Origin of the sequence: Lysinibacillus sp. NPDC056185 (assembly GCF_047737915.1) — a bacterium.
GTDB lineage: Bacteria > Bacillota > Bacilli > Bacillales_A > Planococcaceae > Lysinibacillus.
Map to the genome: position 1 here is coordinate 34792 of NZ_JBLLLQ010000017.1, position 21675 is coordinate 56466.

23 protein-coding genes and 1 pseudogene are annotated in these 21675 nt (G+C 36.6%); 17 read left to right on the forward strand and 7 right to left on the reverse strand.

Going from position 1 to position 21675, the window contains the following annotated elements; genetic code table 11:
* Window positions 1-60 precede the first annotated feature (60 nt).
* The 3 genes from ACMZ42_RS16290 to ACMZ42_RS16300 all read left to right on the forward strand — a co-directional run bounded on the left by ACMZ42_RS16290 (window position 61) and on the right by ACMZ42_RS16300 (window position 2628).
* Entirely contained in the window at window positions 61-900 is an 840-nt protein-coding gene (locus ACMZ42_RS16290; RefSeq protein ID WP_402870568.1) for a D-alanyl-D-alanine carboxypeptidase family protein, read from the forward strand.
* 106 nt (window positions 901-1006) lie between these two features.
* Window positions 1007-1180 (forward strand): hypothetical protein, encoded by a 174-nt coding sequence (locus tag ACMZ42_RS16295; protein WP_370081166.1) that lies wholly within the window; start codon window positions 1007-1009, stop codon window positions 1178-1180.
* 182 nt (window positions 1181-1362) lie between these two features.
* Window positions 1363-2628, forward strand: coding sequence for a polysaccharide deacetylase family protein (locus tag ACMZ42_RS16300; protein ID WP_370081168.1), 1266 nt, complete (start codon window positions 1363-1365; stop codon window positions 2626-2628).
* A gap of 61 nt (window positions 2629-2689) precedes the next feature.
* Here ACMZ42_RS16300 and gltS read toward each other — a convergent pair whose 3' ends face one another.
* Window positions 2690-3874: a sodium/glutamate symporter gene (gltS, locus tag ACMZ42_RS16305; RefSeq protein WP_370081170.1), complete on the reverse strand. Its 1185-nt coding sequence runs from the start codon at window positions 3872-3874 to the stop codon at window positions 2690-2692.
* A gap of 5 nt (window positions 3875-3879) precedes the next feature.
* A complete protein-coding gene (gene hutG, locus ACMZ42_RS16310) occupies window positions 3880-4836 on the reverse strand; it encodes a formimidoylglutamase (RefSeq protein ID WP_415732040.1) in 957 nt (318 codons plus the stop codon).
* 139 nt (window positions 4837-4975) lie between these two features.
* Between hutG and ACMZ42_RS16315 the strand changes: the two genes are divergently transcribed.
* The 9 genes from ACMZ42_RS16315 (at window position 4976) to ACMZ42_RS16355 (ending at window position 13574) form a co-directional block, all read left to right on the forward strand.
* On the forward strand, window positions 4976-5863 hold the full coding sequence (locus ACMZ42_RS16315) for a LysR family transcriptional regulator (RefSeq protein WP_370081174.1): 888 nt from the start codon (window positions 4976-4978) through the stop codon (window positions 5861-5863).
* A 119-nt stretch (window positions 5864-5982) separates the two neighbouring features.
* The gene (locus ACMZ42_RS16320) at window positions 5983-6360 is read left to right on the forward strand and encodes a hypothetical protein (protein WP_415732041.1); all 378 of its coding nucleotides are present in this window, start codon (window positions 5983-5985) and stop codon (window positions 6358-6360) included.
* 588 nt (window positions 6361-6948) lie between these two features.
* On the forward strand, window positions 6949-8184 hold the full coding sequence (locus ACMZ42_RS16325; protein ID WP_415732042.1) for an acyl-CoA dehydrogenase family protein: 1236 nt from the start codon (window positions 6949-6951) through the stop codon (window positions 8182-8184).
* Window positions 8181-8957 carry an SDR family oxidoreductase gene (locus ACMZ42_RS16330; protein WP_415732043.1) on the forward strand — a complete coding sequence of 259 codons (777 nt, stop codon included), beginning with the start codon at window positions 8181-8183 and terminating at the stop codon, window positions 8955-8957. Before ACMZ42_RS16325 ends, ACMZ42_RS16330 begins: the two co-directional genes overlap by 4 nt.
* Before the next feature lie 12 nt (window positions 8958-8969).
* Complete coding sequence (locus ACMZ42_RS16335) at window positions 8970-10013, forward strand: phosphotransferase family protein (RefSeq protein ID WP_415732044.1); 1044 nt, start codon at window positions 8970-8972, stop codon at window positions 10011-10013.
* A gap of 466 nt (window positions 10014-10479) precedes the next feature.
* The gene (locus ACMZ42_RS16340; protein ID WP_370081184.1) at window positions 10480-10869 is read left to right on the forward strand and encodes a GntR family transcriptional regulator; all 390 of its coding nucleotides are present in this window, start codon (window positions 10480-10482) and stop codon (window positions 10867-10869) included.
* Entirely contained in the window at window positions 10866-11555 is a 690-nt protein-coding gene (locus ACMZ42_RS16345; RefSeq protein WP_370081186.1) for an ABC transporter ATP-binding protein, read from the forward strand. The genes ACMZ42_RS16340 and ACMZ42_RS16345 overlap by 4 nt, the downstream gene beginning before the upstream one ends.
* Entirely contained in the window at window positions 11552-12379 is an 828-nt protein-coding gene (locus ACMZ42_RS16350; RefSeq protein WP_415732045.1) for a hypothetical protein, read from the forward strand. Before ACMZ42_RS16345 ends, ACMZ42_RS16350 begins: the two co-directional genes overlap by 4 nt.
* Window positions 12380-12392: 13 nt before the next feature.
* On the forward strand, window positions 12393-13574 hold the full coding sequence (locus tag ACMZ42_RS16355) for a hypothetical protein (protein ID WP_415732046.1): 1182 nt from the start codon (window positions 12393-12395) through the stop codon (window positions 13572-13574).
* 128 nt (window positions 13575-13702) lie between these two features.
* Here the strand turns inward: ACMZ42_RS16355 and ACMZ42_RS16360 are convergent, their stop codons facing one another.
* Window positions 13703-13936 (reverse strand): hypothetical protein, encoded by a 234-nt coding sequence (locus ACMZ42_RS16360; protein WP_415732047.1) that lies wholly within the window; start codon window positions 13934-13936, stop codon window positions 13703-13705.
* 297 nt (window positions 13937-14233) lie between these two features.
* On the opposite strand from ACMZ42_RS16360, the gene ACMZ42_RS16365 reads away from it, so the two are divergent.
* The 3 genes and pseudogenes from ACMZ42_RS16365 to ACMZ42_RS16375 all read left to right on the forward strand — a co-directional run bounded on the left by ACMZ42_RS16365 (window position 14234) and on the right by ACMZ42_RS16375 (window position 15829).
* Window positions 14234-14623 (forward strand): VOC family protein, encoded by a 390-nt coding sequence (locus ACMZ42_RS16365; protein ID WP_415732048.1) that lies wholly within the window; start codon window positions 14234-14236, stop codon window positions 14621-14623.
* Window positions 14624-14780: 157 nt separating this feature from the next.
* Window positions 14781-15167 (forward strand): DUF5071 domain-containing protein, encoded by a 387-nt coding sequence (locus ACMZ42_RS16370; RefSeq protein WP_415732049.1) that lies wholly within the window; start codon window positions 14781-14783, stop codon window positions 15165-15167.
* A 188-nt stretch (window positions 15168-15355) separates the two neighbouring features.
* Window positions 15356-15829, forward strand: a pseudogene (locus ACMZ42_RS16375) (DinB family protein).
* 690 nt (window positions 15830-16519) lie between these two features.
* Here ACMZ42_RS16375 and ACMZ42_RS16380 read toward each other — a convergent pair.
* Entirely contained in the window at window positions 16520-17005 is a 486-nt protein-coding gene (locus ACMZ42_RS16380) for a tetratricopeptide repeat protein (RefSeq protein ID WP_415732050.1), read from the reverse strand.
* A gap of 314 nt (window positions 17006-17319) precedes the next feature.
* Here ACMZ42_RS16380 and ACMZ42_RS16385 point away from each other — a divergent pair, with 314 nt between their 5' ends.
* Complete coding sequence (locus ACMZ42_RS16385; RefSeq protein ID WP_415732051.1) at window positions 17320-18165, forward strand: alpha/beta fold hydrolase; 846 nt, start codon at window positions 17320-17322, stop codon at window positions 18163-18165.
* Between the two features lie 97 nt (window positions 18166-18262).
* Here the strand turns inward: ACMZ42_RS16385 and ACMZ42_RS16390 are convergent, their stop codons facing one another.
* Both ACMZ42_RS16390 and ACMZ42_RS16395 read right to left on the reverse strand, forming a co-directional pair.
* A complete protein-coding gene (locus tag ACMZ42_RS16390; RefSeq protein ID WP_415732093.1) occupies window positions 18263-18646 on the reverse strand; it encodes a DUF2809 domain-containing protein in 384 nt (127 codons plus the stop codon).
* A 144-nt stretch (window positions 18647-18790) separates the two neighbouring features.
* Window positions 18791-19366 carry a GNAT family N-acetyltransferase gene (locus ACMZ42_RS16395; protein ID WP_415732052.1) on the reverse strand — a complete coding sequence of 192 codons (576 nt, stop codon included), beginning with the start codon at window positions 19364-19366 and terminating at the stop codon, window positions 18791-18793.
* Window positions 19367-19964: 598 nt separating this feature from the next.
* Here ACMZ42_RS16395 and ACMZ42_RS16400 point away from each other — a divergent pair.
* A complete protein-coding gene (locus ACMZ42_RS16400) occupies window positions 19965-20723 on the forward strand; it encodes a class I SAM-dependent methyltransferase (protein WP_415732053.1) in 759 nt (252 codons plus the stop codon).
* Window positions 20724-20801: 78 nt separating this feature from the next.
* Here ACMZ42_RS16400 and ACMZ42_RS16405 read toward each other — a convergent pair whose 3' ends face one another.
* Window positions 20802-21587, reverse strand: a complete 786-nt coding sequence (locus ACMZ42_RS16405) for a DUF1266 domain-containing protein (protein ID WP_415732054.1) — start codon at window positions 21585-21587, stop codon at window positions 20802-20804.
* Window positions 21588-21675: the final 88 nt, after the last annotated feature.

The window sequence follows — 21675 nt, forward strand, 5'->3', positions numbered from 1 at the left end:
AATTTCCTACAGGAATATTCATAAATGCCTCCTATTATAATGTGTGGGGGGCGTTTTTTTATGAAAAAATTTGTCTTATTTTGTTTTATATGTGCGGTTGCATTCTTTTTTTATTATACGAACAACACAATAACGGAACAAACGCCAATAGAGTTACCTTCGTTGCATAGTAAAAATGCTTTGTTGCTGAATGAAAAAGGAGATGTATTATTCGAAAAAAATGCAGATGACATTATTTATCCTGCATCATTAACGAAAATTATGACAGCGATTGTTGCTATTGAAATGAGTACGGATCTGCAGAAGCAAACAATCGTTACACCACAAACGATTTCTAAATTTACTGCTCAAAATGCTTCCATGGCGGGCTTTAAGGCAGGAGATTTTGTAACGATAGAAGATTTATTATATGGCACACTGCTTGCCTCTGGGGCGGATGCTACAGGAACACTTGCGGATGCGATGGCAGGTAGTGAAGAAGCATTTGTGACATTAATGAATAATAAAGCGCATGAATTAGGGATGAATGATACCCATTTTGTCAATGCCAGTGGATTACATGATCCCGCTCATGTCTCCAGTGTCCGTGATATAAGTAAGCTATTTCGTTATGCCATTAAAAATCCTACCTTTTATCAAATTTTGACTTCGAAAAGTTATATGACTCATGTCCCAAATGAATTAACGATAACAAGCTCACTATTAGCTAAAATACCAGGTGGGGAAGGTACAATATTGGGCGGGAAAACGGGCTATACACCTGAAGCGGGTCTTTGCTTAGCCTCGATTATCGAAAAAGATGGTAAACAATATATTTTCGTGACGACGAATGCGAATGGGCAGGCTTGGACACCACCATTCCATATTGAAGATGCTCTTACAGCGTACGGTGCGCTGTAAGCGGAAAAAATATGAAAAAATAATAACTTTTTTATCGTTTCAATCGTCATATTTATAGGGTGCACTGCACAAGTACCTGAAAAAGGCGTCTTGGGGCCTTTGACAAATGAAAGTTGGCAAAATAGCTAAAACAGTATTCATGCTTGGGAATACAATCGATCATTTTCATTTAAGAGGGGAGGTACTACATGCCAATTGTTTTCATCATCTATTGCCAGCGCTACCACGGGGGATTTTTGATGAAGAAAAGGAGGAAATTATTTTAGAAAATTATCAGTAAACAAATTGATAACCGTTCATCCTAAAAAATGTGTAATTCAGAAATTATAAATCAGAAAAACTAGTTGATTCCTACTATTTCCTGGGATAATTTATTATTCTATAATTAAAGTCGAATCCTATACTTTTATGGAAAAAACATATGAGAAAAGACATCTGTGATGAAAAGGGCGGTGACGAACGATGAAAAAACTTTTACCCTATGCTATTATTTTGACTTTTTTAATCAGTTTTGTGTTTGTAGGTAATACTTCTGCAAATGCTGAGGGTACACCAGTTATTCAATCAGTAGCTAATGACACAACAGTTTATGTAGAACCTTCCGTAGAAAGTGCCGTAATCGGTCAAATAGTGAAGGGTAGTTATGTAACAGCTACACCAGTAAGTGAGGGATGGACTCGAATTAAAGCGCAACAGCTAGAGGGATATGTAGAAACGGCAGCATTAGTAAGCCTTACATCCGAAAAATATGTAGTGACGAAAAAAGATGGAACAACATTATTTACATACCCTAGTCCAAGTGCACAAAAAGCCGGACAGATTTACGAAAATAGTATGGTCTTTGTATATGGATCGGCACCTGGAGGTTGGTCATTTGTCCAACATGGTCATCAAACAGGTTATGTAGCAACAAATTCTTTAAAGAAACCTGTTGCGACAAAAAAACGAGTAAATGCTACTAATGGCGCTGTGCTTCGTTTAACTGCTAGCCCAAGTGGCGAGGTTCTCGGTACAATTGCCAATAAAACAGTCGTTCAGCAATATACAACGCTAGCAGGCTGGGCCTATGTAGAAGCAGGTGAACAAAAGGGCTATGTGAAAGCTTCAGAGCTAGCAAATATCCAAATAACTGATAACAAAGTATACAATAAAGGTGTACCAGTAGCGAAAGGGGCAAATAAGCGTGTGGCTTTAACATTTGATGATGGGCCAGATGCAAAAGTTACCCCACAAGTTTTAGCGATTTTAAAGAAATATGATGCAAAGGCTACATTTTTTATGGTTGGGCAAAATGTCTCTAAAAATTCAGCAGTCGTAAAGCAAATTTATGAGGCTGGCCATGAAATAGGCAATCATACATGGGACCATGCAAAGTTAACAGCCTTATCGACAGCGAATGTTAAACAAGAGGTTGATCGAACTAACAATGCAATTAATGCAGCGATTGGTCAGTATCCAACGGTTTTCCGTCCACCATATGGTGCAACGAATGATAAAGTTCGTTCTGTCATGACGATGCCTTCTATTCTATGGTCAATCGATACACTAGATTGGAAGCATCGCAATGCTGATAAAATATTAACGTATGTGAAAGCATCGGTGAAAGATGGCAGCATTATTTTAATGCATGATATTCATCAAACGACAGCAAATGGTTTGGAAAACGTAATTCTTTACTTGCAAAAACAAGGCTACGAATTTGTAACTGTTAGTGAAATATTACAATAATCAATAAGTCAAAAAATAAGCCGTGCAATTGTCATTATTAGACAGTTGCACGGCTCATTGATTATTTAAATAGATTGATCGTCGTTATAATAATTGGGATACCGAAAACATCGATTAAAAACGCTCCTACAATGGGTACTACAAGAAATGCTTTTTTAGATGGACCGAAGCGTTGGACAACTGCTGACATATTGGCCATTGCATTTGGCGTTGCCCCTAAACCGTGACCAGCAAAACCGGCAACCATAACCGCCGCATCGTAATTCTTTCCAAGAATCTTAAACAATACAAAGATACTAAATAAGACAATGAAGAATACTTGGGCGAAAACAATGATGAATAGTGGTAGTGCTAAATCAGCAATTTCCCATAATTTAATACTCATGAGCGCCATTGAAAGGAAAACACCTAAAGTCACATCGCCGATTAAAGAAATGCTCTTCATGTTAATCGCTTCAGGTTTTATTTTATCCATAATATTGCGCACTAGTACAGCTACAAACATTGAACCAACATAGCCAGGTAGTACGAAACCTGTAGCTTCTGAGAATAATGTTCCAACATATGTACCTACAGCCATACAGAACGTAATTAATAATACTTGTGTAAAGAATGAATCGGATGTAATTTGTTCATGTTTATTTTCAAAATCAATTTCTTCCGTTTCTTGTTCATTTGGCGTTAAATTATATTTACCAACTAAGTACTTTACAATCGGACCACCGATTAAGCCACCAGCCACTAAACCACATGTAGCTGCAGCCGCACCGATTGTCATGGCTGATGAAATACCTAAGTCTTCTAATGTTTGTCCAAATGCTGCAGCGGCACCATGGCCACCTTCCATAGAAACAGCACCAGCCATCATACCGATTAATGGATGAATCCCCATTAGCGATGCAAGAGATACACCAATAACATTTTGCATTAATGCTAGGAAACCACAAGCCAACCAATAAATAATTAATAGTTTTCCACCAAGCTTCACAAGTTTAAAGCTTGCTCCTAAACCAATTGTTGTGAAGAAAGTAATCATAAATAAGCTTTGTAATGACGTATCAAGCGAAATTTCTAATACGCCTGTTGTTTTTAGAATAGTGGTCAATGCGGCGAATAGTAAGCCACCAACAACAGGTGCTGGTATACAAAAACGCTTTAAAAAACCGATTTTATTGATGAGCCAGCCGCCCAATGCGAATAGTGCAACTGCTAGAAATACTGTTGTAATTTGATTAATTTCGATCATGAACCTTATCTCCTAAGTAAGTGATTTAGTGCTTCGTAAACAAAATAAGCACCTAGTTTAACTGTGCGCCCATTCTCATCCAGAGAAGGATTTACCTCACAAATATCAAAAGAATGTGTATTTGGATGTGAAGTGACTTGTTGAAGTATCGTGCGTACAGTTTTTGGATCTAGTCCAAATGGTGATGGAGCACTAACACCCGGTGCAAAAGCAGCATTTAGTACATCCATACAGAGCGTTAAGAGAATATAATCATGATTATCCATATATTGCTGAAGATCATGCATGATTTGTGCTTTATTTTCTGGCGTCATATTTTCTTCTAACACATAGTTCACATGTAACTCATCGGCTTTATCAAATAGTTCTTTTGTATTGCCGAAAGGTTGTATGCCTAAAACAAAGTAATCGGCATGTGGATCCTGCTCTAAAATCTGACGGAACATTGTGCCAGACGATGGTTGCTCATCGTATGGTCGTAAATCGAAATGAGCATCTATATTGACGATCCCGATTTTCGCATCTTTAGGTAACGATGCACGAACGCCTAAATAATGTCCGTATAATGTTTCATGTCCACCGCCAAGCACGACACATTGTATTTTTTTATTTAGCAATGTTTTGACAATTTCACCGAGCTCATGCTGTGCCTCTTCTAAAGCGTGATTAAGACAAAGAACGTTACCAACATCTATAATTTGCTGTTCATCATTAAATGTCCAAGGTAAGTTAGATAATGATTCACGTAGAGCATTAGGTGCACTTGCTGCCCCTACACGTCCCTGATTACGACGTACACCTTCATCACATATAAAGCCCACAATACCGGCATGCTGATTATCTGAAGCGCTTACATCATTAATAGGAATTCTTTTCACTTTTTGATGTAAACGGAAACTACTCGTATTAGTAGTTGAATCTATACGGCCTTTCCACTGTTTTTGATCTGTCATTGTATACATATCTTCATCAACCCCATTTCCAATATTATTCTAGTGAAAATATTGATATGAATAAATTATATATTCACATAATTATTATTTCTAATATATAATTAATATTAATCTATAGCTTAAAACTATAAATGAGGAGGATGTTGTTGTGGATTTTAAACAATTACAATATTTTTTAGCAGTTGTGGAGCAAATGAATTTCTCGAAGGCAGCTGAAAAACTGCATATTTCTCAGCCTTCTCTAAGTAATGCTATTAAAAAATTAGAGCAAGAAATTGGCTCACCTTTACTTGAAAGGAATACAAGAAATCTTCAATTAACAGAAGCAGGCGAGCTTTTATATGAACGAGCAAACGTTATATTGAAAAACATGGAAGTTTTAAAAATAGAAATGGATGAGGTAATTGTACGTGGCACAAGTGAAATAACGATAGGCGTGATGGAATCGATTAAGCATTGGCTCCCAAAAGTCATTACAGAGTATAAAAAAGAATATCCAGAAATGATGATTCATCTAGTAGATATTTTAGGGAGTAAGCGTGTTGAAAAATCGCTTAAAAGCTATAAAACACATTTAATTATTACAAATCAAATAATGGATGATGAAGAGCTCGAAGTTCACTGCTTATATGAAGAGCGACTTGTAGCCGTTTTACCATTAAATCACCCATTAGCGAAGAAAGAGAAGCTGACGATCGCAGATTTAAGTGAAGAGCCTTTTATTATTAGTACAGAAGGCTTTCAAACGAGACATGACATTTTAGATGCATTTGAAAAGGCTGGAAAAAACATTAATATCCAATTTGAAATTGAACGCTTTGAGACGGCTGTATCTCTCGTTCGTGAAAATTTAGGGATTACCATTTTACCAGAAAACTATTTAAAAGGTCCTACAGCTAAAACTATTGTACAAAAGGAAGTAGATTGCCCCAATTTACGGCGAAATGTTTATGTAGTGTATTTAAAAAATCGCCATTTACCTTTGGCTATTCGTGAATTGCTTACCGATATTATGAAGAAAGGCAAAACACTTTAGACTATAGAAAGCTTAAACGACAACTGTTGAAAAAAAGCAATCATATTCTTGGAGTATGTTAAAGATTTGGCTGTCCAAGTTTTCTACGTAAATTATCAATATACAAGAGAGGGGACAATATGAGAAAAATAGTAATTGGTATTTTAATAGTTTGTTTATACTGTTTTCCTTTTGTTTATTTTTCGATGTACCAAGATTTTGCTAACCGATCAATGCTCGGCTACTTAATGATGATTGTAATGACTTCACTTTTTGCTTTTTTGGGGAAATTTCTATGTAATTCAATTCCTTTTATTATCGGTAATATTGTATCGGCAGTTAGTTCCTTTTACTTTATCGGTAGGATGGAGGACACGTTAGGGATAGGATGGGATGATGGATATTTTAAACCCTTATCGCCTTCTCAACTAGTAGTAATTGTGAGTGTCTTAAATTTAATACCTCAGTTTTTCGCTATGAAGTTAGCTAAAGGACACAAAAATAAAGTTAAAGATTAAATTAATTGAGATGAGTGACTTCTTTGAAATAGAAGTTACTCTTTTTTTATGTTACTAATTGTTTCTTTACGTAATTTACCAATTTTAATGAATGGTTTATCACTCAAAATTGTAGATGATGTTTGTTAAAACGTATACCATTTATAAAAGTTGATTGGAGTGGAGACTGGGCGACTCCTCGGACGCCCCCAGGAAGCTCTGCTCTGTGCGAAAGCGAAGCAACAGCAATTGTTTTATCTGTGCGAAAGCGTAGCGACAGCAACAACAAATGTTTTCTGTAGCGAAAGCAAAGCGGCAGCTACAAAGCGCCCAGCCGGAACGGAAATCAACCATACGTTATGTAAGACGCTATTCTGATTTGAAGATACATATTATGGCAAAATAGTGTTTTGACTTGTATTTTTTTATCGTAATGAGATTTTCTATACGCTGAAAACACTGTCTTGAGTATGAATTTTCTCTATAATTCAAATTTTTGTTTAATAGACATTGATTTACAAGAAATATAACGGTAACATTTAATGTAAGAATAAAAATGAATATTCATTCATTTATCATTTTGATGTTCAAATAAAGGGGGGCTTTTTTATGAATTTTTCTTATAGTGAAAAAGTAGTCGAACTACAAGAGAAGCTGACAAATTTTATGGAGCAATACATTTATCCAAATGAGGCAGTGTTTGCTGCACAGGTAGAAGCAATGGAAGATCGTTGGGGAGCGATCCCACCAATTATGGAGGAATTAAAGAGCAAGGCAAAAGAAGCGGGCCTATGGAATTTATTTTTGCCAGATAGTGAATATGGTGCAGGTTTGACGAATTTAGAATATGCACCTTTATGTGAAATTATGGGACGCTCTTTACTTGCTCCTGAAGTGTTTAATTGCAATGCGCCAGATACGGGAAATATGGAGGTGCTTGTGCGTTACGGCTCAGAACAGCAGAAGAAGCAGTGGCTAGAACCGCTATTACGTGGAGAAATACGTTCCTGCTTTGCAATGACTGAGCCTGCAGTTGCGTCTAGTGATGCAACAAACATCGAGGCAAGTATTGAACGGGATGGCGATTATTATATTTTAAATGGACATAAGTGGTGGACGACAGGAGCTGGTGATCCTCGTTGTAAAATCGCTATTTTTATGGGGAAACATAAGGATTCTACAGCACCGATCCATGAGCAACAGTCGATGATTTTAGTGCCGATGGATACACCAGGAGTGAAAATAGAGCGTATGCTTACGGCATTTGGCTATGATCACGCACCAGAAGGACACGGTGAGGTGACGTTTACTAATGTTCGAGTACCAGTTGAAAATATTTTGTGGGGAGAAGGAAAAGGCTTCGCGATTGCGCAAGGTCGTTTAGGGCCGGGTCGTATCCATCATTGTATGCGCCTTATTGGAGCTGCTGAACGTGCATTAGAGGAAATGTGCGTGCGTGTTCAGGAGCGACATGCTTTCCATCGACCACTCGCAGACCAAGGTGTGATGCGTGAGCGTATTGCGGAGTCCCGTATCGATATTGAGCAGGCAAGACTCTTAACGCTAAAGGCAGCGTACATGATGGACACAGTAGGAAATAAAGAAGCGAAGGCAGAAATTGCGATGATTAAAGTAGTGGCGCCAAACATGGCATTGCGAGTTATTGACCGAGCAATTCAAGCATTCGGTGCTGCTGGGGTAGGACCTGATACGACGCTTGCGGCACAGTGGGCAAATTCCCGAACATTACGTTTAGCGGATGGACCGGATGAAGTGCATCGTAACACGGTTGCCAAGCTGGAGCTGAAAAAGCATGCTAAAAAACAAGAGGAGCTGGTGAAATGACGGTACTAGACTTATTTAGCTTAAAGGGGAAAACTGCCATCGTAACAGGGGGAGGACGCGGTCTTGGAGCTCAAATTGCACAAGGCTTTGCTGAAGCAGGCGCTAACATTGTACTGTGCTCAAGAAAGGTCGAGGCATGCGAAGAGGTAGCCGCAGAATTAGCTGAATTAGGTGTACAAACATTAGCTCTTGCCTGTGATGTGACAAAGCCAGAGGATATAGCGAACGTAGTGTCAAAAACGCTTGAATCATTCGGCCGAATTGATATTTTAGTCAATAACAGTGGTGCGTCTTGGGGTACTCCAGCTGTTGAAATGCCGTATGAGGCTTGGCAAAAAGTCTTCGATGTTAACGTCAATGGCACATTTTTAATGAGCCAAGCTGTTGGCAAAATAATGCTAGAACAAAAGAGCGGAAAAATTATTAATATCGCCTCGGTTGCAGGGCTAGGTGGTACATTACCTGATTTCATGGATACAATTGGCTATAACGCAAGTAAAGGTGCAGTCATCACTCTAACAAAAGACTTAGCCGTAAAATGGGGACCATATGGCGTCAATATAAATGCGATTGCCCCAGGATTTTTCCCAACCAAAATGTCAAAAGTCTTAATTGAGCGTGGACAAGATTATTTAATGGGAGTGACGCCGTTAAAACGTTTAGGAACTGAAAATGACCTAAAAGGAGTTGCATTATTTTTAGCCGCGGCTGCCTCAGATTATATAACGGGGGATGTCATAGTTGTTGATGGCGGCATGAGCTCGATCATATAAGGGAGGGGTACAATGGATACGATACAAGTAAGGGCAAGTGAACGTATTGATGAAGTGAAATTACATTCATTTTTAAAGAGTCAATTTCCGGAGTTACCAGAGGGAAAGTTAGAAATTTCACAGTTTAGTGCTGGACATTCAAATTTAACTTATTGCTTAAAAGTAGGCGAATTTGAAGTTGTTCTTCGTCGACCTCCACATGGACCAGTTGCTAAAAAAGCGCATGACATGAAACGAGAGTTTACGATTTTATCAGCATTACATCCATTTTTAGCTGCTGTACCAAAACCTTATGTATACGTTGAAGATCGAGAGATTATCGGTAGTGATTTCTTTTTAATGGAACGTAAAAAGGGTATCGTACTTGATACTCATTTTCCACCTGGAACCGAAAATACAGAGGATTTAGGACGGCTCATTTCAGAAAAGATGGTTGATTCACTTGTTGCTCTTCATGCAATACCATATAAGGAAACGAAGCTACAGGATATGGTGAAGCCAGACGGATTTATGGAACGACAAGTACATGGCTGGATTGAGCGCTATGACAAAGCGAAAACGGCAGAGCATGCTGAAGTAGCGGCATTGACAAAGTGGTTAAAGGATCAAGTACCTTCTAATCATGAAGCTACCATTATTCATTATGACTACAAGCTTAATAACGCAATGTTTACAAGCGATTACTCTGAGATGATTGGTCTTTTTGATTTGGAGATGACAACTGTGGGGGACCCATTAGCAGATTTAGGCGTGGCCATGAGCTACTGGATGCATGCAGATGACCCCAAAATGCTACTATACGCATTTGGTGAACCGCCAATAACGACTTTACCAGGGTTTTATACACGTCAGGAATTCATAAACCGATATGCAGAGAAAAGCGGGCGTGATGTTTCAGCCATCGATTATTATATTACATTTGCCTACTTTAAATTAGCAGTAATATGTCAGCAAATCTATTATCGATATGTGAATGGTCAAACAAAAGACGATCGTTTTGCACAAATGGACAAAATGGTAGCTGCACTAATTCATCAGGCTTCCAAGGCATTATAAACTATGGTATAAATGACGGTTGCTTGTAAAGCAGCCGTTATTTCACGTTATTAAATACTTTTCTGTCAATGAAATTAAGTGTCAAATTTATATAATGTAAATTAATACTTTTTTGCTGTAAAAAATGTGCATGCATGGGTTAGGAGCATGCAGCTCATTCGAACGTGGAAAGTACTTTTACAACTGGTTGTTTTTTTGAACCTGGATATTTATTTCCATGGATTTGATTGACATAAAAAGTGTATTAAGCATATAATACATTACGAAGAGTGTATTGTGTGCTTAATACACTTTTACATTTTTTTGAGAATGGTGTATTAAGCTGTTAATACACCGAGGCCGATTAGCGGGTAATGGCTAAATAATAAATCGGGTAGTTCTTTAAAAGTACTTAGCGCACAAATATGTTCAATCTGTATTAAGTGCTTAATACACGAAAAATATAATTCTCTGGGAGTTGAGTTAATTGACTGTAAAGTTTAATAATCGGGATCCAGTTTATGTCCAGGTTATCCGACATTTTAAAGAGCAAATCGCCCAGGGTTATTTTGAACCTGGTCAGGAGATTCCATCAAGAAGAGAACTAGCCAACCAGCTGAAGATTAACCCAAATACTGCACAACGAGCTTATAAGGAAATGGAGGAACAAGGATTGATTTTTACTGAGGGAAATATGCCTAGCTGCATTACTAAAGATGAAGCGGTCCTTAAAAGTGTCCGTGAGGAATTGATTATTGAAGCGGTTGACTTATTTTTAGGTTCTATTAAATCCATCAATGTACCGTTATCCGAAGTGCTGGAACTAGTTAAGAAAAAGCATGATGCCGAAAGTGGAGAAGCGGAGGAATCGAAATGATCGAAGTAAAAAATGTTATGAAAAAATACGGCAGGAAACAGGTATTAAAAGGACTTTCTTTTACTGCTGAAAAAGGAGAAATTACTTGTTTAATCGGTATAAACGGCGTAGGAAAGACGACAATCATGAAAGCTATTATGGCGCTCACTCCGATTAATAGCGGTGAAATTTTGATTGATGGAGAAAAAATCCGGAAAGAAAGCTTTGAAAAAGTTACCTTTATTCCAGATACGATTACGATGTTGCCGCAAATGAAAATTTGTGATGCCTTTGCGTTCATGGCCGATTTTTATAAAAACTGGGATCCTCAAAGAGCAGAAGAGTTGCTGCAATTTTTTAAACTAGACCCTACTGAACGGATTGCCAATTTATCAAAGGGGAATATGGCTAAAGTCAATATGATATTAGGTTTGGCACTGAATGTGGATTACTTACTGATGGATGAACCATTTTCTGGTATTGATATTTTCTCCCGTGAACAGATTGCCGAAGTGTTTACAAGCCACTTAATTGAAGATCGTGGTGTGATTATCACAACCCATGAAATTAGTGATATTGAACACTTGATTGATAGAGCAGTGCTTATTGATAACGGTGAAGTATTAAAGGAGTTTAGCGTAGAGGAAGTACGTGAAAAGGAAGGGAAATCAGTCGTTGATGTCATGAGAGAGGTGTATTGTGGATGAAAAACTTTTTCAAACTTCTTAATTTCGAAGTAAATCGAATTTTTAAATTATACCTAACTTTAATAGGATTGATAATTGTCAGTCAGTTCATTGGGGCGATTGTCGTGTCGAAAGTATATATGAATGACGCAGATCAGGTGATGTATAAAAATCAACTATCAATGAGCCAATATATTAAGGAATACGGGGTTTCTCCTTTTCATCGTTTCATTGAATCTGGTTGGTTTATGATGCCAATCTTTTTTAGCATCGCAATGTTGATGATTTATGTTTTCTTTATTTGGTATCGAGATTGGTTTGGAAAAAATACGTTTATTTACAGATTATTAATGTTGCCAACTGAAAGAATTACTATTTATCTCGCAAAATTGACGACTGTTATGTTGTTGGTACTTGGTTTGGTTACGTTGCAAATATTGTTAATCCCGATCGAAATACAAATTTTTAATAGTATTATACCAACAGATTTACAATCGCATTTTTCATTTTATGATATTTATAGTTTAAGAATGTGGGGCTGGCTGTATCCGAAAACCTTGACAGAATTTATCCTGATTTATGGAGTCGGGCTTATCTTTGTAACAGTTCTATTCACTGCCATTTTAATTGAACGAAGTTACGGTTTAAAAGGCATTTTTTTCGCAATCATTTATGGAATGCTTTCGTTCGGAGTCCTTTTTGTACCAATACTAGTGAATGAATTTGATAGTGGCTATTTTTACGCACTTGAAGTCTTTCTAATGGAACTGGTAATGAGCGTCATCGTATTAAGCAGTGCCATTTGGATCGCAAATCATTTGCTAAAAAATAAAATCAGGGTCTAAGGGGGGAATAACAATGAAAAAATATTGGAAAACGATATTGATTAGTTTAATCATCGTGACGACAATCGGTTCTTACTATATTCAACAGGCAATGGCAAAGGGTGTATCCTTTAAAATTGAAACAACTAGCGGAAATAAGGGAGAAATCGACAATCTTATTCTTCAAGCGAGTTATCAGAGCGGTGATATTATTCGAGGGTTGCATATATCAAAGGATGGTTCGACTAATCAGAGCAGGTCTTTCATTGGAGAGTTGATAGGACGAAATAACCCTTTGATGTTTCAAAAATATATTCAAGAACACCGTAGTTTTATGCGTGGAAAAGAATTAAATCCTGGTCTGTATTTTGAAGACGAAGACCGTTTGATTTACACCACCTTTCAAAGTAACGGTCGAAAAGAGGGCCGAGGAAATTTGTTCACTCTTCAAATCGATACACTTGATAAACAAACAAATGACAGTTCTTCATTTGAAATCAATATGCCAGACCAAGTGAGATATGACTGGATCAATGAGAGAGATGTCTATGTAAAAAATGGAAAAATAAGGATTTTAGGAACTAGCTATCTCAATGGTGAGGAAGAGCTGCATATATATACGATTGATGAAAACAAAAAGGAATTAGAGCAGGACTCAATACTTGCAAAATTAGCGTCAGAAGAGAGATTCCAGGCCAGCATCAATATATTTAATGACAATAATAAAGTACAAAATGAAAATTATCTCTTATATATGGTTGAAAATTACAAATACCTAGATGATGATAAGCGTGAAACGATTTCTAGTAAAATGTATCTTTATAACTATCTCAATAATGAAGTGAAGGAATGGACAATTCCAGCCGAATTAGAACCATATAAGGAGTCTATGATTCTTCATGGAACAGATATATTCATTCCTGTTCGCTCAGACAATGGTTTAGAACTGAACCGTTATAATATAGAAAAGAAACAGTGGGAAGAGCCTTTAAACTTAAAATATCCAAGCATTGAAAATGATGAAGAAAAACTTTTTTTACAGGTTACAGATGGTAAACTATATTTAGTCGATCGTGTTTTTGACGGTCATTTCCTCTTTATCGGTGATTTACGTACAGGTGAATCATTATATGAAGGTAAAATCATCATCGAAAACAAAGAAAATCTAGCTGCAGATTACTCACTAATTATCGAGCAATTATATAACATTAATTAAAGAACATAAAATTTAGAATGAAGATGGTGTTTAACTTCTTTCAGCACTTGTTTAATGTTAACGTAAGTGAAACTGCAGTTACAGAGATCTCCCAGCTCTATAGGTGGTGAGATAAATGCGAATTTAAGTTACTTTTCAGCGGGTGTCCAAACACCTGTACCTGTCGCGACGCTTTCGGCACAAAAGACACCTGTACCTGTCGCGACGCTTTCGGCACAAAAGACACCTGTACCTGTCGCGACGCTTTCGGCACAAAAGACACCTGTACCTGTCGCTACGCTTTCGGTACAAAAGACAACTGCTGAAATAGAGGAACTTAGTCTTAGAACGCCACGTCCTGTGGCATTACCGAAATGACCCACATCGTGTCGGCCCTCATGAAGTATGAGAATTGGCTAACTGACCTGGAACTTCTACATGCAGGAAATGTTTGACTTTTTTGCGGGAGTTGTGAAATCTTATTCATTAGGTAATTGAACTAACTAGCTAATGGCTTGTGAAACTTGTACTTAAACTTTTGGGATGCTTTACTTGAAGAACATTGAGTTGCTTAGGCAGCTCTTTTTTTATTGGACTAACTGTGCAATTTAGTTTAATTGAAGGAATGCTTCTTACTTTATAGAATACATATTATATGTATTTTTTTAGGAGGTAAATAGATGATTTTTGAAATAACCAATCAAGTTCGTGTAACTGATTTTAACGAAGGGTATAAGTGGTATGAAGCATTACTAAGCAAAAAAGCTAATTTCATACCACACGACGGATTTGCTGAATGGGAAATAATCCCTGGTTGCTGGTTGCAAGTTGCTGAAGGAATACCATCAGAGGAAAGAGGACCTTTACGTTTAGGGGTAACTGATATAGTAGCTGAAAGAGATCGACTAGTTAAAGAGTTGGAAATTGACGAATTTGAGATATACTCCCGTGAAGAAGTTTCTGCAAAATGGGGAACTTTCACTGACCCTTGGGGGAATCGACTTGGACTATTTGAGTATTTGGATAAGAAAGAAGAAAATGACCGTATAAAAACAATTATGGGAGTTTAAATATTTTGCTTGTTGTACTAACGGAGGCAAAAGTTTAAGATCAAGCTACCGAAGTCAAAGGTAGCTTTTCTTATTGAACTAACGGCGCGGATTAATTTAATAAAGACCGATATGATAAATAGATTTCCATCTATAAAAATCAAAGGGAGGGATTCATATGGAAAACTTTGAAGATCTATTGCCAAGACATAAATTTGATAATGATAGAGTAGAAATGATTAAAAAAATGGATAGAGTTAAAATATTGCCTTTACTTCCTAACCTCCTTGAATGGATTCAAGATATGAATTGGCCAGTGGCACCAAGCGTATTAGAATTACTTTTAACTTTTCCAGAAGATATTGTTCCACATGTGCAAGATATTTTATCTTCAGATGATGATAACTGGAAGTGGTTTATTTTACATTTTTTAGTTACAGAATTACCAGTAGAGTCAAGAGTTCAGTTTAGAGAGTATTTAACTAGAGTGGCTGAAACACCTACACATAATGAACTCGCAGAAGAACTTGATGAAATCGCAAAAGAGATTTTGGAAACAATCTAAAAAATACCCCTTTTTCAACTACAGGATGCGATTGTTCAATAGAGCAGTCGCTTTTTCACTAAAGGGGCATGATAGTTGAACAAATTAGGAGGTAATAATGAAATAATGGGAGAGGGAAGATTTATAACTTCAATGTAGTATAGACCTGGTCTAATGTTAAAATTACTGCGAAAATAGGAGGTATTGAATTGGAGAAATTAATTAAAGAGTACGCCTTAGGATACACAATGCTTAGGGAAGCCATCGAAGGATTAAGTGAGGAGGAGTTTCGTTACAAGCCCGAACCGGAAAAATGGAGCATTCATCAAATCCTTATACATGTCACTGATTCTGAGATTTCGTCCACATCTAGGTTAAAAAAAGTTCTGGCGGAGGATGAGCCGATTCTGATTTCATTTGACCAAGATGCATAGGCTAATAACTTGGGCTATGATTTGTTGGACCGTGAACAGCATTTGCTTCTTTTCAAATTATTACGTTCCAGTATGCAACCTATTCTGGATCAACTAACTAGTGAACAGAGCAAGCGAGTGGGGGTATATGTCGATCAGGCCCGGTTCACATTTAAGCAATTGCTGGAATATCGGGTGCAACATGTCCGCGACCACCTTGATCAAATTGAACGGGTAAAGAATGCATATCAAGAAAACCAAACCTATTAAACGAGCGAAGGCATTACTTGAAGAGCATTGAGTTGCATGTGCAGCTCCTTTTTTATTGAACTAACGGAGCGGCTAGGGGGAAGGACAATTATATTATTTCTCGAATAAAAAGATAAATAACTGGGATAAAGGAAGCGGTGAGATTAATAGCCGAAAAAACAATTTATTTCTAGATTATAAAACTGAAAGAAGCATTATCAACAGACTTCGGAGTGAGGAGGCGAATTTAAGAAAAGTTTATGAATTAATCACTAAAAAATAGGCTGAAAAGAATGAATATATCGATAGTTGCATTCAAATTTACTATAAATATAAAAAATAACGGTTGTTTTAGCAGCAGCGGTTTTATTTTTGTCTAAACAACAGATTATCCGACATTATTTATTATATTTTAAGACATATTCTCGCATCAAATCTATTATCATAACAAAAATTATTCCCGTTAAGAAAATCAAGGGAGAGCGAACGCATGTTCTTGTTTTATCATATTGCTCTCATTTGACAAGTTTTTTACGTCAAAAGAGGGGGGGGATAAGTTGGACTATAAACAGGGAAGGAAGTCTTACTGGATTCAGAAGAACTATTAGCGTTGTATAAACCATTTAATTTTTTCTACTATTAAAAAGACAAATATTGTTAAGTAATATGAAAAGATCAGGTTCATAAACAGGAGCCTGATCTTTTATTGTGTTATTCCCAAGTTTGATCTAGCTTATCACTGTAAAACTTAATAGCCTTGCTATAATCTTTTATGCCTTTATGATTAGTAGTGTGAATTATTGTGTTTAATAAAGTTCCCATAGCCTTTGAATGCTCACTAAGATTATAGAGTGTCATCGCATAGAAAACTTTTAAATGTTCGGCTTCTGGAAATTCACTTAGAGCTTGTTCAAAAATACGTTTCGCCTGTTCATATTGCCCTAATGTACGATAGGTACTACCTAATCCTAAATAAGCGTCTACTAAAAATTCGGGTTTAAGCCCTAATTGAATCGCTTTTTCATAGTGAGGGACAGCTTCTTGTTCTTTTCCTAATGAATCAAATGTCCATGCACATTGAAATTGGTAGTATCCATTTTCAGGCTGTTCTTTAACTAGTTCTACCATTAATTGATTTGCTTCTTCCAATTTACCATTCTCTCTTAGTGTAATAATGTGTTGTAATCGTTTATCCATTTTCTTGTATCCTCTAACTTTCTATTTTTTTCTAATATTTAATTATTTTAAACTTTTGAATTAATATTGTATACTTGGTTCAAGTTTTTAAAATTCACTTTTCTGTATTATCAGACATATCGAATAGAAAAATAAATCGACAACAACGAAGCGGCTCAACGCTCGTTTTTCAATTAATAAAAAAATAATGAGGTGAATTAGAATGCTTGAGCGTTCTATGGAGAAAACACGGGAATGTAAAAAAGAAAGGGAGTGATAGAAAGAAGAGCACAATATGAAGCTCTTCTATATAAAAAGAAAAGAGGACGATTATAATGAATAATTATCAAAGCATCTTTAGTGAAGGATTTAATTTAAAATATTGTATGAAGGGACAAGGCAAGCCGATATTGGTAGTGGGTAGCAGTGTATATTATCCACGCTTGTTCTCGGAAAATTTATATAAACATTTTCAATTTATCTTCTTAGATCATAGAGGTTTTGTAAAGCCTCCTCGTTCTTTAATGAAAGAAGATTACACTTTGGATAAAATTGTTGAGGATATCGAAACAGCAAGACAATGGCTAAAGCTTGAGGATTTCATCATTTTAGGACATTCTGGGCACGCATTTATGGCTTTGGCATATGCAGAAAAATATCCTCAATATGTTCAGAAGGTTATTTTATTAAATTCAGCACCGACAAACAGTCAAAAGAGACAGCAACAAAGTATATCATTTTTTAATGAGACTGCCAGTGCTGAGCGTACAAAGCAATTTGAGCATGATATTGCCTTCTTAGAGAATGATATTCACAATGATCCTGAAAGACGATTTGTGCATATGTGTATCCGCATGGGAGCGCATAGCTTTTATGATTATACGTTCGATGCTGCTTATATGTGGGATGGCGTCTATACAAATATGGAAGTTATCGATTACCTTTGGGGTATAGCTTTTGCTGAACGAAATCTAATCCAATCTATGGCTCAATTAGATAAACCTATTTTTGTAGGGTTAGGAAGGTACGATTATTTAGTCGCTCCTGTCTCACTGTGGGATGTCATTGATTATTCAAATGAAAATGTGAAGAAGGTCATTTTTGAAAAAAGTGGCCATAACCCAATGTTTGAAGAACCAGATACTTTTGATAATGAATTAATCGATTGGATTAATGAATAGAATGATGACATAAGGTTTATTAATTTATAACCCTAAATACAAAAATCGCTAGAGAAATTAATAAATTTCCCTAGCGATTTTTCGTTTAATTGTATATTTAACCTCGAAAAGTGAACTTAAGTGCTACCTTATCTAATACAGTAGCGATTATGATCCCTACTGTATATCGAACCAAGTCCTCTACAAGAAAACCTTTGCCAAGTACCAAAGCCCCGAGCGTTGTCCCACGAATCTGATTAATCCAGTCTTCCTGATACAACTGGCTAAATTCGATGCCGAAGCTAAACAAAAAACTGAGCCAAATGGCTATGAGGGTGCACTTACGCACTAGCAACAATCGAAATCCGAAATAGACCATCATAGCCCATAGCATGTCCCCTGCGTTCTGAGCTATAAATGACGGAAGTAGAAGACTCCATTTTCTAGATGCTAGACCTAAAAAGATGGTGATCACAATGGCTATCAAATAAGCTATTCGCATATTACGGTAGTGCAAGTTGCTAGATTTATGCTCATAAGTCAATAGAATCACTCTTTCGGTTGTTGATATTAATTCATTATCTCATAATTGATGTCCGAAAGATTGATGTGTGTACGCACCTTTGACGAAAGATTACCAAATTATTTAGTGCATCTTGTACTTTTCTTTAAGCAATCCGTATATTTCTAAATCTACAACACCTTTACCAGACCATGACGTAGCTTGTCTTAAAAGTCCTTCTTTTATAAAACCATTTTTCAGGAGAACCTTTTTAGATGCTTCATTTAATGGCATAACATCAGCTTGTATTCGATTTATATTAACTTCCTCAAATAAAAATTTGACAAGTATTTTAAGCGCATCCGTCGCAAGGCCCTTACCCCAATAGTCCTCTGCAAAAAAGTAACCAATCGTCACCATATTCACTTTTTGATTAAAATCCATTGCTTCTATAATACCTACTAATTTATCACTATGAGACTTTTGAAAAATGCCCCATTTAATTCTACTTTTCTTCAGGTAATCCCTATCAAAATGGCCAATCATTTTACCCACAGTTTGGATATTATGTTTCGGGATTATCCCACAATATTCAAATACCTTTTCATTATCATAAATCGCAAATACTTCCTGTAAATGTACATCTTCAATTTTTTTAAGCACTACATTTTCGGAGCTTAAAAATGGGAATTCTGCTGCAAACACTTTTTCGCTATTCATAGTATTCTCTCCTTATTTTTTCCCTTTTAAGTTAAAGGGCAATATTCAATTGAGTTTTGAATCCTTATCATAATTCCTCTCTATTGACATTATTGAAGATAGACTAAACTTTTGGTAATTTATTATATTTAGTACATTATATTGTAGAATTGATTGAAAACAAATACATTTACAGAATGGAAATCTATAAATAAATTACTCTAAGCATATAAAAATGGTTCATCATAAAGAGTTGGGATAAAAAAATGTATGCTATATGTATAAGTTGATCTTCGTTCCGACTGGGCGACTCCTCGGGGATCAGCAATAGAGGAACGAAGGCTAAAACCATCATGTCCTGTGATAACGCCTTCGTGACTAGCATCGTGTTGCCTCGACGCCCCCAGTAAAGCGCTCAGTCGGAACGTAAATCAACCACTCGCTTTGGTGTTGATTGAATATATTGCTTTACATCTCTTTTAAATGTATAATTTTACTATATTATACAGAAAGCGAGTGATTCATGATGATAGTCAGCTCTATTTTCCCAACAAACAAATATAAGGTGTGGAAGAAGTAAGAATAATAGATTCTTCTGCACGAAATCGGAGGAATTGACATGTATAGTTATTACGGACCTTTATGTACAGAACTTTATGATTTGACAAAACCAGTAGGATATTCTATTGGTGGAGATATTGAATATTATCTTGAACGCTTAAAAGGAACTAAGGGAAGAGTACTTGAAGCGGGGGTTGGCTCTGGACGCTTCTTAATCCCTTTACTTGAAAATGGATATAATGCTGAGGGGATCGACTACTCACCTGAAATGTTAGATGCATGCCGAAAACACTGCAAAGAAAGAGGATTCAAGCCAAATCTATATGAAGGTAACTTAAGCAATTTTTCATTAGACTCAAAATATGAAGCGATTGTTATGCCGACGGGTTCGTTCTGTTTAATCGAGAATTCAAAAGATGCGATGGATGCATTAACATGTATGCATAATCATTTGATTCCTGGTGGCCGCTTAATTGTAGACATGCTTTTACCTACAGACTGGCGAACAGGGGAAATTACTTCATCCTACTATGAAATTTCGCAAGAGGAAGGAATTTCAATCGAAAGAAAAGCCATTGAAATGAACTGGATTGATCAATATACGCTAACCGTTTTAAAATATGAAAAATGGCGAAATGGTAAATTAATTGATACAGAGTTACAAAGATTTCCGGTAAGATGGTACGGTATAGAAGAATTCAAGCTTATATTAACAAACATAGGCTTTTCTGATATTACTTGTTCCGCTGAATATGTTTATAACAAGGAGCCTTCAAAAGAGCATTCACTAATTACATTTGAAGCTGTTCGTAAATAAATAAACCTGCTAGATTTTAGCTAAGAAAGTAGCTAAATATCTAGCAGGTTTTTAGATTTAATCATAATTCTTTTTTTCTCATACCTTGTCCAATGCTACAGATTCCTGTACCGTTGATCGCTTAATGTTAAATTCATTCCAGATCGAGTCCTTTTCATCTAGCAATTCCTTTCCATTCCAAATGATGTCGTAAATGTCACCCTCGTAAGCAATGGCTCGGCCAAATGCAAATGAAATAAAATAGTCCTTCCAAGATTGGAATGCATGGCTTCCGGCATCAGCTGCTCGCGTTATATAGCTCCATGTCTGTTCCTCGGTAATATAACCAACTATGTAGCTCCATCTTGCAACATTTACAGCTCGGTCAAAATCCCAGGCAGCAATAGTGTCCACCCGTTCAAAATCGGATTTCGTAAAGGAAAGTTTCTTCATCATCGCTTCTTGGGCTGCTTCAAAGCATTCCTGCGATTTTCCCACTTCCTCTTCTGAGAAAGACTGGCCAGCTTTCAATGCCATATGAAGCTGACCAAACCTCGTACGATGCCCTTCAGTAAGCAGCCATTCCAGGGTTTCTATAGCCTCCAACGAATTATTTACGTCCCAATATGAAGAAAGGACCTCCCTCAAAGTTTCATTATCTACATCTATCGGCAGTATCCGTGGCGAATCAGTGCGGTAAAGAGCGAGATTGGCACCGTAGGCAAGCAAATGCTGTTTCTCCTTCGGTAAAGGGTTAGCCATCTCCATTTCTAATCGTAATTTTTTTTCATTTTTTTTCATTCGCTTGCTCGCTGTAATTAAACCTACAATAAGTAAAAACACAATCACTACGATAATTCCTACAATATACATAAGGATCTTCAATTAGCACATTCCTCTCAATGCTTTTTATTTGGCGCAGTTTAAATTATGCATCACTCACTTTTAGTGAATGATAGTAAAATTATACATT

Excerpts from the sequence above, each read along its gene's own strand:
- ACMZ42_RS16290 (WP_402870568.1), top strand. The coding sequence starts at position 61 with ATGAAAAAATTTGTCTTATTTTGTTTTATATGTGCGGTTGCATTCTTT.
- ACMZ42_RS16295 (WP_370081166.1), top strand. The coding sequence starts at position 1,007 with ATGAAAGTTGGCAAAATAGCTAAAACAGTATTCATGCTTGGGAATACA.
- ACMZ42_RS16300 (WP_370081168.1), top strand. The coding sequence starts at position 1,363 with ATGAAAAAACTTTTACCCTATGCTATTATTTTGACTTTTTTAATCAGT.
- gltS (WP_370081170.1), bottom strand. The coding sequence starts at position 3,874 with ATGATCGAAATTAATCAAATTACAACAGTATTTCTAGCAGTTGCACTA.
- hutG (WP_415732040.1), bottom strand. The coding sequence starts at position 4,836 with ATGTATACAATGACAGATCAAAAACAGTGGAAAGGCCGTATAGATTCA.
- ACMZ42_RS16320 (WP_415732041.1), top strand. The coding sequence starts at position 5,983 with ATGAGAAAAATAGTAATTGGTATTTTAATAGTTTGTTTATACTGTTTT.
- ACMZ42_RS16325 (WP_415732042.1), top strand. The coding sequence starts at position 6,949 with ATGAATTTTTCTTATAGTGAAAAAGTAGTCGAACTACAAGAGAAGCTG.
- ACMZ42_RS16330 (WP_415732043.1), top strand. The coding sequence starts at position 8,181 with ATGACGGTACTAGACTTATTTAGCTTAAAGGGGAAAACTGCCATCGTA.
- ACMZ42_RS16335 (WP_415732044.1), top strand. The coding sequence starts at position 8,970 with ATGGATACGATACAAGTAAGGGCAAGTGAACGTATTGATGAAGTGAAA.
- ACMZ42_RS16345 (WP_370081186.1), top strand. The coding sequence starts at position 10,866 with ATGATCGAAGTAAAAAATGTTATGAAAAAATACGGCAGGAAACAGGTA.
- ACMZ42_RS16350 (WP_415732045.1), top strand. The coding sequence starts at position 11,552 with ATGAAAAACTTTTTCAAACTTCTTAATTTCGAAGTAAATCGAATTTTT.
- ACMZ42_RS16355 (WP_415732046.1), top strand. The coding sequence starts at position 12,393 with ATGAAAAAATATTGGAAAACGATATTGATTAGTTTAATCATCGTGACG.
- ACMZ42_RS16365 (WP_415732048.1), top strand. The coding sequence starts at position 14,234 with ATGATTTTTGAAATAACCAATCAAGTTCGTGTAACTGATTTTAACGAA.
- ACMZ42_RS16370 (WP_415732049.1), top strand. The coding sequence starts at position 14,781 with ATGGAAAACTTTGAAGATCTATTGCCAAGACATAAATTTGATAATGAT.
- ACMZ42_RS16380 (WP_415732050.1), bottom strand. The coding sequence starts at position 17,005 with ATGGATAAACGATTACAACACATTATTACACTAAGAGAGAATGGTAAA.
- ACMZ42_RS16385 (WP_415732051.1), top strand. The coding sequence starts at position 17,320 with ATGAATAATTATCAAAGCATCTTTAGTGAAGGATTTAATTTAAAATAT.
- ACMZ42_RS16390 (WP_415732093.1), bottom strand. The coding sequence starts at position 18,646 with ATGCGAATAGCTTATTTGATAGCCATTGTGATCACCATCTTTTTAGGT.
- ACMZ42_RS16395 (WP_415732052.1), bottom strand. The coding sequence starts at position 19,366 with ATGAATAGCGAAAAAGTGTTTGCAGCAGAATTCCCATTTTTAAGCTCC.
- ACMZ42_RS16400 (WP_415732053.1), top strand. The coding sequence starts at position 19,965 with ATGTATAGTTATTACGGACCTTTATGTACAGAACTTTATGATTTGACA.